The following is a 12,316-nucleotide window of genomic DNA, read 5'->3' as shown; positions in this document are numbered from 1 at the left end:
ATCAATGTGAGTTAGCTGCACAGCACCGCAGCACGTACCGGGTCAATCGCTACCAGCGCCGCCAACTGCTGTTCCATCTGCCTTGCCAGTGCTGGCCGGTCGGCATCGTTGCGCTGGGCTTTCAAGCGCAGCAGCTTGAGCAACCGTGCCTTGACCTCGAAGATCAGATCGGGCTCCCAGTCGGTCAGGGCGTGGTGGTGCGCGGCGGTATCCAGTTCAGTGAACAAATGAATGGCCAGTTCGGCCTTGCCGTACTGCTCGGCCACCCGGGCCATCAGCAGGCGCAGCAACCAGCGTTGCCGCCCGGCCTGCGTATCAGGCCGGTTTGCAAGCCACGCCAGCGCTTGCTCGACACCCTCAGCATCGGCTTGCGCCAGTGCCTCAGGTTCCAACGCGAGGATTTCGCAGGTTGCCGTGGTGGTTGCCGAGGCTGCAGCAGGCAGCCATTGGGCGGAGCGGCTGTCGCTGACGTGCTGGTTGATCCACTCGCGTGTGATTTCATCCGCGAAGGCCGAGCCATCGTTCCAATACAGCATGTCCAGCCCAGGCAAGCGCTGCAGCAGCATGTTCAGGTCATGTTTGACGATGGCTGCCCAGCTACCTTGCGGTTGGGGTGATTTGCTCAAGGCCTGATGCAGATGCCATTGCAGGTCCAACCAGAAATGGTTGACACCCTCGGCATACATCCGCTCGACCTGGTCGATCAACTCACTCCAGCGTTGCTGCACGTGCAGGCGTTTTAACTGGGCGCGGTATTCACCGCGCGGGGGCGCCAGCCGGGTAATGCCCTGTGCGTCTTGCGGCGGTACCTGATGCACGGTGTCCCAACGCAAGCTCTTCATCAGCCTATGCGCTGCCAGCCAACCTTCTGGTTGTTCACGCAGGTAGCTGGCCAAGCCCCGGCCACTGTCCAGCAAATCGCGACCGGACTTGATGGGTGATGCGCTCGGGCCAGGGGCGCTACTTCTCGGCGGTGAGTCACTGCTGGTCTGCGGGACGATTGCATCAACACCTCCCGACATAGCGAGTCTATTGCTGAGGGCGCCGTACAAGGCGTCCAGCCCCGGTCGCTGGTCTGCGGGCCAGTTGCTGCAGCCGTGCTCCAACCACACCAGCGCAGCCACCGTTCGCTCGGTTTCAGCCTTGACCACCTGAGGGTACAGCGACAGGCTTGCCAGGACCCTGCTGCCGGCAAGCCACTCCAGGGCCATTTTGCGGCTATTGGGACGCGCCGGCAGGATGTCGCAGGCATAGCGCTCCATCAGCGCCGCCAGCAAACTCAGGCCATCTGCCAAGCCGGACTCACCGTCCCTATGCAAGCGTGCCCACAGGTAGTAGGTGGCAACACGAAGGTCTTTGCAGGACTGCTGGAGCAGCTTCTGCGCCAGTTGGGCCACAAGGTCGACATCCGCCCCGGAGAGTTTGTTGACCTCTTCGCGCATGCGCTGGAAATCGTCGTCGTAGCCCGGGTCCTCTCCCACCGGTGCATCACCGCTGATGGGCGTTAGCCAAGGCTCCCAGGATTCGCTGTGTTTGCGGGCAATGACCAGTGGCTCGCTGGTGGACAAACAGCTTTCGATCAGGCTTTTCAGGCTCATTCGAAGCCCCCATTGTGCGTGTACTGCGGGGTATCACGGCCCTCTACCAGAAAGATCTCTCGCGGCAGGCTGAACCCGCGTAACTTGAGCAGCGCCAGCGGCCCTTCGCCCAACTCCGTGCGCAAATGCCAAGTCAGGCCCAGGCCATCTGGCGCATCCAGCACGACCCGGAAGCGACTGTCGCCGTCATCCAACGCCGTGATGTTGGCCTGCTCCAACAAACGAATCAGCCCCCAGGTGCCCTGGTAGTCCGCAAACAGACGTTCGCCGGTATGAACACTGCTCCACGTCAGGCTGATACCCGGATGATCACCCTGCCCGGGCCAGCGAAAGCGTTGCCAGCTTTCTCGCTGGTTGAAGTAGTGGTGCTTTTCACCGTTGAGTACGAAGGTGGTCTGCACCACATCACGCACAGGCTTGCCTTGCAGCTCGAAGCTCAAGCCCATACCGCCATCGGTGTACAGCACATCGGCCAACTGGCTCAGCTGGTTGATCGCGGTGAGAAAGTCCGGGTTGAAACGCAGCCCCTGGCTCTGCCCCGCGTCGGCCACCCAGCGGCTGCCTTCCTTGCGCAGAAGCCCCGTGAGTTGCTGTGCCAGAAACTGTTCGATCCGCCCGGAGTCGGCGCGGATCATCTGCCCCAGCATGGGCAATGAGGCGTCACTGCTGGTGACGGCGAAGGGATAGCGGCCGCTGAAAGCGCCCTGCCACTCATCGACGATCGCGCGCTGCCAGGTCCGGTTGAGGCCGGCCGACGACGGCTGCAGAATCTGTTGCCACGCCTGATCCAGCGGCTGCACGAACAGCGTATTGGCCGCTGGCCCCCAGTCGGCGCCGAGGCTGGCGGCGATCAGGTTGCCATAGGCCTGGGTGTCGGTCAGGTCCGCGCCTTTGCCTTGGAATACCGTCTGTGCCACGGCCTGCATCATCGCCTCGGGATCGGGCGCATTGACCACCTGCTGCAGCTTCAAGCGCACACCGGTGACCCGCGTGAGGAAGGCTTGCAGGCTCAGGCGGCCATCGACTGATCGCCCTTCAGTGTCCTTGCCCAGCAACGCCATCAAAGGGCCAAAGGTACTATCGAGCGGGCCGCTGGGTGTTTGGGGAAGTTGATCGACGATCGGTGCTGCTTTTTGCCCTACCAGCTTCTGCGCGGATTCGATCAGGGAATCGGCCAGGGCCTGGCCACGAACGCCGGCCTGGCCCTGGTAGCTCAACGTGTTCATCAAGGCGATCAATGGTGACTGGCGCACGTCACTCACCAGCGTCAACTGTGCAATCACATCGCGCAGGCCATGGCCCTGCTGCCAGCGCAGGCTGTTGAGGAAGGTTAGCCAGGCACTGCTGTAATCCTGGAAGTAGCGGGTGGTCAACCGCTCCCTAAGCTGGTCGGGGCTCAGCGCCTTGGCGATGTCGTTGGGGTGGTCGCTGAGTACCCAGTCGATCTCTTCGCGCCGGGCTTGCGCCGAGTCTTCAATGGCTGCACGAACCTGCCCTTCCCAGGCTTGGCGGGTGAATACACCGGGGACCTGTTCAGCACTGGCGAACAGAGCGCTTGCATCGGTGTCGCCGACCAGCTGTTGCAAACCCAACGCCGGGTAGTGGTTCGCCGCGGTGTCGAGGACCTGCTGGTACAGGCTGCTTTCAGCGTTTCGCTGACCCAGTTCACGCAGCAGCACCTGGCGTGTTTGGGCGATCAACCTGAGATTGGCCTTGATCGCCCAGTCAGGGTGCTCGGGCAGATGCTGGCCGTAGAATGTCCACAATGTCGGTTCGGCAGCGCCCAAGGTCTCGGCCAGGAAAGCAGCATCGGCTTTTTCTGGGCGCGCCAGCATCAGATAGGCTTTGAGGTAGATGTAAGCCTGCTGTGTCCGCTGAGAGCTCGCCGGAGGCAAGTTGACCAACGCCTTGAGCCGTTTTTCCAGCTCAGCGACGGCTGGGTCACGGAGCAGCTGGTTATTGGCCTGCGTATAGAGGGGCCACACCGCTTCACGCAGCTCGTGCGTCCGGCTCAGGCCAAAGCGCTGATACCACGGTGCGCCGTGTTCTGATCGGTAGCCCAGGCGGGAGAGTTCGCGTACCAGCTCACCCAGTGCCTGTTTAGTGTCTGTACCTGCTACAGGCTGCTGCAAAGCGCTGTACGCCGCCGCTATCTGACCGACCTCGGCACGGTTGCTCGCAAACGACAACAGCAAGCCGATGCCCCAAATGAAAGCGAGGCCGAGCGCAGAAACGTAGGCGACTCTGGCTGGGTGCCAACCCAGTCGCCGGGCTCGGGCGGAGCGATCGTTGAGGATCCCTGACCATGCTGGGTCTTCAGGCCAGTGATGATCCACGCGAAGGTTGTTCTGGAGTCGCAGCGGTAAGCTGAACCACACTCCACGCAACCAAACGTCGCGTCGCCGGAACAGCGCGGACAATGCAGCGCACCATCCGGAGACACCCTCGGTCGCAACATCGCGTGACAATCGAAGCAAGAAATCATGATCAGAGTCTTTTTGAAGCTGCGATAGACCCTGCTCACGTAAGGGTTGTGCGAGCATGCCTAAGTGGTCGGCGAGCCGCACTGGCGATAATGGTACCGGGAGCATGCAGCCTACCGCTCCGATTTCGCGCGCGTGCTGCGGCCACATACTGTCGCAGACCTGCCACACATGCAGCAGCAATTGGCAGCGTAGGGTTTTGGCCAGATTCTGCAAACGACGAACGCTATCGTTCATCGCGCTCACGTTATTGCTTTGGTCTTTGTTCAACACCCAGACCACCCCATTGAGCGCACGGTTGCGGCATAGGCCGCGCCACTGCAAAAGCAACGCGTCTTGCGGTTCACCTTGGATGCTGCCGGCCCACAGCAGCACGGTGTTTTGCCCTTCCAGCCAACGCTGCTCGCTCAACCCAGGGGCAATCGCCTCGATCTGCTCAGACTCACCGACCACCAACAACAGTCGAATTTTGCGCCGCCAGAAGAAGCCGTAGCGTCCCTTCAAATGCGCCCTCAACTCGGGTACGCCGAAAGGATCCTCAGCATTAGAAACCACGTTTCTGCCAGTCGAACGAGTCCGGTTGACTCCGAGCTTTTGTCCCATCAGAGCAATAAAATCTCTCGCGCCCAACATTCGGATAGCCAATTCGCCGACGCCATCGAGAAAGAGAAATATCAAACAGCCGATCAACAACACTGCTGTCCATTGCAAGCGTGCAGTCTCACTCCTCACCTGCACTACGGGATTATCGACCCAGATCAATACCCCACCCGCAACGAGCAAACACAGGATCACTATCCAGACGCTGATTCTCTTCTTTTTCACGATCAATCCCTATTTCAAGATCTCATGCAGGCCGGACAATAAAAATTTGAGCAGAGGCATCGTGTAGCAGGACCACCTGCGGACCGTCCTCCGCCTTGGCACACTCACTAGCAACGATTAATGCGACATTACCTACTGCACATCCAGGTAAACCAAACGAATCATCCAATCGATGACACCTGGCCACGTTGAAAGGGAAACGTGCTGCATTCACAGCGATACTTGTCTCACGTAAAACGTCACCAGGCACCTGAGCCTGCCAACTGAAGTACGTTTCTTCTCCGGCACGCAGTTGCCCCCAAAGAAATGCATCCGTAACTGCATCCTTGATAGAGCGACCAGCGCACTCAAGTTGGACAGGGCGATGAACCAGGGCGATCGAATCAATTTTTTGCGTGTTACACCACTGCGAAGAGCCCAACAACACAGCTGTCACGGTCTCGGCCTGTTCAGCAACGGGGTTTAGAAAAAGATTAATTTCAACGGACATTAACAGTTGATGTCGTTCCGGCGCATCCAACCAAGTGTCCAGCCACATTACGCCATCATCGTCCATTGCAAAGACCACGTTATCAGTTAAACGGTGGTTGGTGGTAACTGCAGACCAAATAGACAGAAGCTCTTCATTGCAAAGCACTTGGTTATGCCTGATACGAACATCCACAGCAAGACTGCGCGCCCCGATCTCTAAATCAGACTCCAACCCACGTACAACTTTTTGTAAAAATCCACGTAAACGCTTAGCGTATTCGGACTTTGAGTGATTTTGTACCGACGGTTTTAATTGGCTCAACCGCATTGTCAAGGCTTGTCCTTCCAGATAAATAGGTTGGAGAGGCTTACTACCCAAACGCAGGGCCTGAGCAAGTTTATTATTACCCGCCCCGGAACAATAGGATACGGCCAATACGGCAACCGTACGCTGGCCGCGCCGAATGAGTGACCGCTCCAACTCATCGCGACGCTCATTCCAACTCTCTATATAATCTCGATGTTTCTCGTACGCCAACAAACGCAGTGCGTAGAACACTAACCCGGTAATCAAAACTCCTAATAATGCGCAGATCCAAAACCAAAATGATGTATGCCAACTGTCCACCCGCCAAAGCAGGGCCATCAACCCGCCAATTACGAGCGAACAAAGCAAGATGACCACACCCCACCGCCAGTGCCGAGGTTGCCGGGGTAGCAATCGCCTCTCGGGTAATGAGTTCAGGTCAACTGCCATCTCACAGCCTACCTGCTTGAGGAAGCGACGTGATTAACTCACAACCACAGGAACAGCAATGACCGTCTAAAGCAATGGGCCGACCTTTAACTTTCGAACCTGTATCCCCCTCTGCTATTTCATTCACGCCGTGCCCAGGTATTGGACAAAAAACAGCATCACCTACGCAAGCGACATCAAGCTGCATGAATTTCAATCCACGGGTGCCGGCAAGTACCTTGCCTCCCGAAGACAGTTTGTCGCCAACACGAATAACTCCGCGCATATCATTAAGCACTCAAAAATAAGATCATCACCCGCCTTTCAGGCAGCCTATGTTTAAATACCCCCTGAAATTTAGAGCCCACCATTACTCAATCCGATTGTCACTGTTAACAACACACCTCGCCGTTTTGTCGCCCAACACAATCATCTTATCTTCGGATGCATAACCATGCGGATTCTCAGGGGTTCTGTGCACATTCACTCCTCCTCCCCAACTGGGATTGGCATATGCCTGACCACGTGTAACTTTTGTATCCCGGCCATAGTAGTCCTTGGTCACTGGTGTTTCCGGCCCCTGGGGGTCAATTTCAGGGGAGTACTGATAATAATTTTCGTCATACCAATCCTTAACCCACTCCAGCCCATTATCCGACATGGCATAAAGGCCCAACGGATTGGGAGGAAACCTGTCTACCGGCAAGGGCGTGAGCCCCTTCGTGCTCCACCCCATTTGTCTAGCAAACTCCCTACGATCTCGAGAAGTAGAAATGTTAATTCCTTTCGGCCCTCCCCCATATTTAGTAAAACCATCATTTGTCTGCTTATAAGTACCGTCATCAGTGGCCACCATCAAAAACTGCCCGCGGCTGCGTGCCGCGTACTCCCACTGGGCCTCAGTGGGTAATGAGAAAGGAAGATTGGACACTTTAGCCAGCCAGTTGCAATAGCGGTCGGCTTCATACCAGTCCATATGCGCTGGCAAATTAGGTAAAGAATTAATGTTCCTCCACTTTTCCTGTATCCCCCCCACTTCAAAAGAACGCAACTTAAGACCACTGCTTTTAAGATACATCTCAAACTCTTTATTTGAGATCTTAAATCTTGCAATAGAAAAGGTACTCAACTTGACCTTATGTACTGGCCGGCTATCTCCATCACTATCATAAGACATTTGCTCCGGCCCATACTCTAAGCCATAATCCCCCATCAAATATTCACCCCCCTCAACAAACACCAAGTCCCTTTTTACTTCTTCGACAAAATGCTTCATCTCTATCGGCGTTATCCCGAGGTCCTTATAATCAACTCCGCTCGCCAACTGGTCACAGCCTGACAAACTCAAAAAAACCAAACAAAATATAGACACCTTAAAAATTTTCACGACCACTCCAATTAGGTTTACTCAGACAATATCCGCACTACAAGGACCAAACTTGCAGCGTCGCGGGTAATTCGGATTACGACCAACGTTTAGTTTATAATAGACTGTATCATTCATAGCGAGCGCATAACCAGAAGAACCAAACTCCTTCAACCGATCATAAATTATGGCCAATTCGCTTCGCTCATATTTTATTTCATAGAATTCTCTGTCTCGATCCCTCCCTAACTCAAGAAAGTCTACCAAGCTTCGCTCATGCCGCTCGACGGCGTCCAACTCATCGTATCCCTCTGATGGGCCATTCCCTTGCGCATTGACACGAGACAATACTTTATGCCACTCCGGCTTGCTCTGAATACTTCTGAGCACACAAAGCACCGCCTCTTTTCGTTCCCCGTAGCGATCGAGAAACCCGATGTTTCCTGGATCTATATTATCCCACTTACCATGACGCGTTAGAAGGTGAAGCAATATACCCTTAGCTTCAGGTGTGTAGCGCAACAGATCCAACTGTCGAGTGATAACATTTTTAGCTAACTGATTCCGTCGTCTCGAAGCATCAATACTCTTCTTCGTCTCATCAGCCAATTCACCAACCTGTTTTGTGAAATCGTCTGCAATGTTTTCAATTGTTTTTTTTACGAGTGAGTAATACTCATATACATTAGCTTCAACGACCTCCATTTGCATAACACAATACTTCGTATACACTTCAAATGCATCCTCATCCATAACTCTAAAAAAACCATAATTCCTTTCATTCAATTGATAAATCAACCAAGCACCAAACTCCAGAAAGGTATTGCCATCCACCTCACAAATAAAGCCACCTTTGGCACCCGCCCCTTTGCATAGAGAGGCTGCAAAATGAAAACAAAACTTCCCATTAATAAAAGTACAATGAAAACTCAAGCCGGCACCCACCCCCGCCAACCCTGCAATACTGGGTCCTATTTTACAAAAATCGACGTACTCTCCAGTAGTCTCCAGTATACCGCCATTTGTTTCCCCTGCCGCTGTCGGCTTTAACCATTGCAGTGATCCCGTCAGTGTTCCTTCCGCCCTCGCACCTGCAAAAGCTTCTGCCGAAAGTTCTATCCCTTCATCTTCACTGTTCATCTGCTGATGAAAATCGTAAGCTCGGCTTCTTCTTTCACTGAAACGTCTCAAACGACCAGGTTGGCCCATGACGGTTTGCTGGTCACCACTACTGACCACTTGGAATTGAGCCTCCACCTGAAGCGTCGCTCCAATAAATGCGGCCAAGCGAACGTTCAAACTTAGGCGCATCATCCCTAAATCAAACGGGACCTCGTTCTCATCAGAGGGATTAACTGTAAGCGCCCATCCGATGCGATCCGGGGCGTAAATTGAAAAGGACGCTATGCCGGCAGCCGCAGTCAAGCTGCCGCCACCCTCTCCTTTGATGGAGAATTGTTGCTTACGTGGATCAATTTCAACATTTGCGCCGAAATTGGAAACAAAGCGCATAAACTGTGCTCCGCCCTCAAAGTCAATATGATCCCCCCACGTTGCCTCACCTTGTGCGGCAGCATTCCAGCTATCTGCCCAGTCAAAAAGTGAACAATCCATACTCAGCGCCTCAGGATCAAAACCAAGGTCTGCCCATTTAACAACATCCTTCAGATCAATTTTTATTTTTGGCCAATTCAATCCGGCAAGTTGCCTCTTAAGCTTCTTGTCGTCTATGCGTCGAATCTTTCCATCACTGCGTCGCTCAAAGATACTTTCAGCGCCGCCTTTTTTGTCACTACTTTTCAACGACACAGTATGGAGTTTTCTGCCATCCTTGCCTTTACTGTAGTAACCTTTTTTTACATAAACTACAGGCGCTCGTTTCTTACCCGCTTTTCTTTTAGCAGACTGACCACTAACAGGAACAAGCTCCACAACATCATTATATTTCATGTCTTGAGTAGAAAACTCACCAATTTTTTCTTTTAACTTTTCTCGCTTCAGCTCCAAATTTTTCTCAGCTCGCACTACAGCGTCATGAAATGACGCCTCAGGCGCTGTTGTGGTTTCTGCAGCAATTCCATATTCTTCAATTGCAACGGAGTAATTAATTTTTTCCTGATGAAAATCATTTACGCACTGCTGCATTTCCTTCCAATGCGCCTCAAACTCTGCAGCCTCACTGTCAGCAATAAAAACCAACTCTTCGGTTTCCGGACAAAAATAACACTGTACCGATTGATGATGAGCCACTACAACGGGTTTACTTTTGCAAATCCTGTTTCCTGCTACTGAGATATCCGCACCGCTCATTTCCTATCACTCCGAAGTTACTCAAAGAATAACTTTATGCTTTGAAGATCAATTCCATAGTGGGATTGTGTATAACCATTCCCATCTGTCATACCTCTGAGCACGCTGCCATCGGCAGCTTCAATTCGATACCGTACGTAAGGTTTTGGCTGGTCACTGACTTTATCTCTAACTTGAAAGCCACCTTGCATGGGATTGATGTAAACAGGATCTTCCAGAATCATCGGCGCCAGGGCCTTCTCCAATGAGGCAGTGCCTCCCCAAGCGATATTGTCATTCTTGATATGCAGTTCACCCGGGGCACCGATCTCAACAGATCCGTCTTTTATCTTGATATAGGCACCTCTGCTAACCAGAGTGATGCCGTGTTGGGCATTGAGAACGATCTCGCCATTACTACTATTCAAAGCAAGTTCCTTGTCTGCTTGTAACGTCATCGCATCGCTTTGTGCCTGAATGTCCACAGGGCCACGAGCCGCAATTAACCTGAGCCCTAACTTTTGGGCGAACAGACTGATTGCCTCACCTGCGGCCACGCTAAAACGTTTGAATAGGCTGAAGTCAGCACTATCACCAGCCGTAGCTGTAATAGAGTTTTCTGCCGATAGTTGGATGTTTGCAGGTGTAACCATAGCTATCCCGGCAGGTGCCGAGGCAAGGAGTCCCGAATCTTTGAGCCGCGCCAATGCCTCCCGCAGGCTCTGTTGGGCCTGATTATCAGCTGGTAACGCTCCCGACACAGCTGCGCTTTGCGCCAGTGCGTTCACCAATGCCAGAGCGTTATTGAGCTGAGCCAACGCTGCTCCCATCTCTAGCATTGTCCCTTGGGCTTGAGGCTGAGCATCAGCACTGATGAAGATGCCACTGCCGCCACGGATCGCGGCATGCCCATCGGTGCGCAGTTCCGCGCCCTCCCCGCGAGGCCGGCGATCGGCATCGACCAGATGCCCCAGATTGAGCTGGCTCTTACCACTGTGTTCAGTAGTGAGCTTGACGTGCTCCTGCCCCCGCGTATCGTCCATGCGCAACTTGTTGTTCGCGGGTGTGCGCAACACGTTGCGTTTGTAGTTGCGCAGCGTGACATGGTCGGGGTGCTGGCTATCGTGCAGGGCATGCGCGATGTAGGGCCGGTCCGGGTCGCCTTGCTCGAACGCCACCGCCACTTCGGTGCCACAAATCAACGGCATGTGCAGGCCATGGGTATCGCCTGCATAAGGTCGCGCCAGTCGTAACCAGACACTCTCCTCTCCCGCGCGCCATGTGTCCCGGTCGAACAGGAAGTTCACCCGATAGCGACCCTCCAGGTCGATATGACCGTAGGGGTCGTTCTGTTGGGTACTGGTGACCCGCGCCGGTACCGTACCGGCGATCTGCGGTTTGTCCCGCAGCGCTGGCCGAAAACATATCGTCTCCGAATAGGGTATCGCCTCGAAAGCGACTTCCAGGCTGCGGTCGCGTGCAGCCTCGACGGTCAGATGCGTCACAACGACCCCGGGCTCAAAGACCTGCGGTGCCCCGTCAGTGATCGTGACCACCTGCCCTGGGGCGAGTGTCACACTGCTGCTGGCGCCGTTGCAGCGGGTTTGGCCGTTAAGAAAGCGCTCATGGCTCAGGCGCGCATAGAAGTAACCGCTCTCGCTGAGCAGGTCCTCATCCTGGGCAATTGCGTCACCCAGCGCGGTATAGGGTTCGCCGTAGTGATAACCCTCCCCATACGTGGTACTCGCGCCACGGCTGTGATCAACGTCGCCATCCAGAAAAGCCGCAGCATCGCGATGGTGATAGGCACGAACGTTGATGCACTGCTCCACCACTTCGTGGCTGACCTGCAGCGCCCAGACGCCATCCTGCCCGTTGCTGGTCAGACCCGACAGCGGGCGAAGCGGCAGGCTGACGCCGAACTGGTAGTAACGTTGATGATCATGGAATTGGACAACGTCAATCGACAACCTGTCGTCGTGGGTGAAGCAGTACCAGATGCCCACCTCCGCCAACAAACGGCTGATGAAGGCAAGGTCACTTTCACCGTATTGCATCACCTGTTCCCGCTTGGGGTATTCGCGAACCAGGTCGAACAGGAAGTGCTGGCCTTCGAACCGATGGCGACTGCGCAGGATGCTTTCCACGATCTCCGGTACCGACTGATGCTGGTAGATCCGGTACTGCTTGCCTCGGCTGAGCAATGCCAACCGGGCCTGCAGGGTCACCTCATAACGGGCTTCATCCCGGGCGCTGGAAATGCGCTTGAAACCCGTGATAACGCCATGCAGCGTGCGTGCCCCTCGTGCAGTGATCGCAGTTTGCGGTGGCTGCACTGACGCCCCCATATGAAAGCTGGCATCCTTTCCGAGGATTTTCGCAGCTTCGATATCCTGCGTCGGGGAGGTGAACGCCACCGTGTACTTGAACGGTTGGCTCAGCCATTCCTTACCTATGAACGACAGTACATCGAGCTCAACCGCATCGAGTTCATCGATTTCAAGCGTGTAATGGTTATGGATGGAACCTAGTAAAGGCTTCGTCATGA

General features: G+C 54.5%; 7 protein-coding genes. All 7 read right to left on the bottom strand.

What is annotated here, in order from left to right:
- Positions 1-11 precede the first annotated feature (11 nt).
- The 7 genes from tssA to SB756_RS06165 all read right to left on the bottom strand — a co-directional run bounded on the left by tssA (position 12) and on the right by SB756_RS06165 (position 12,314).
- A complete protein-coding gene (gene tssA, locus SB756_RS06195) occupies positions 12-1,598 on the bottom strand; it encodes a type VI secretion system protein TssA (RefSeq protein ID WP_410910432.1) in 1,587 nt (528 codons plus the stop codon).
- Positions 1,595-4,909 carry an ImcF-related family protein gene (locus SB756_RS06190; protein WP_410910701.1) on the bottom strand — a complete coding sequence of 1,105 codons (3,315 nt, stop codon included), beginning with the start codon at positions 4,907-4,909 and terminating at the stop codon, positions 1,595-1,597. The genes tssA and SB756_RS06190 overlap by 4 nt, the downstream gene beginning before the upstream one ends.
- A gap of 19 nt (positions 4,910-4,928) precedes the next feature.
- Positions 4,929-6,062, bottom strand: a complete 1,134-nt coding sequence (locus SB756_RS06185) for a hypothetical protein (protein WP_410910431.1) — start codon at positions 6,060-6,062, stop codon at positions 4,929-4,931.
- A 73-nt stretch (positions 6,063-6,135) separates the two neighbouring features.
- Positions 6,136-6,399 (bottom strand): PAAR domain-containing protein, encoded by a 264-nt coding sequence (locus tag SB756_RS06180; protein WP_082422857.1) that lies wholly within the window; start codon positions 6,397-6,399, stop codon positions 6,136-6,138.
- Between the two features lie 84 nt (positions 6,400-6,483).
- On the bottom strand, positions 6,484-7,500 hold the full coding sequence (locus tag SB756_RS06175; protein WP_410910430.1) for a formylglycine-generating enzyme family protein: 1,017 nt from the start codon (positions 7,498-7,500) through the stop codon (positions 6,484-6,486).
- 21 nt (positions 7,501-7,521) lie between these two features.
- Complete coding sequence (locus tag SB756_RS06170) at positions 7,522-9,789, bottom strand: hypothetical protein (protein ID WP_410910429.1); 2,268 nt, start codon at positions 9,787-9,789, stop codon at positions 7,522-7,524.
- A gap of 17 nt (positions 9,790-9,806) precedes the next feature.
- Positions 9,807-12,314 carry a type VI secretion system Vgr family protein gene (locus SB756_RS06165; RefSeq protein ID WP_410910428.1) on the bottom strand — a complete coding sequence of 836 codons (2,508 nt, stop codon included), beginning with the start codon at positions 12,312-12,314 and terminating at the stop codon, positions 9,807-9,809.
- Positions 12,315-12,316 lie beyond the last annotated feature (2 nt).

Origin of the sequence: Pseudomonas sp. SIMBA_068, from assembly GCF_046534705.1 — a bacterium.
GTDB lineage: Bacteria > Pseudomonadota > Gammaproteobacteria > Pseudomonadales > Pseudomonadaceae > Aquipseudomonas > Aquipseudomonas putida.
This window is presented reverse-complemented; position numbering and strand designations above follow the sequence as displayed.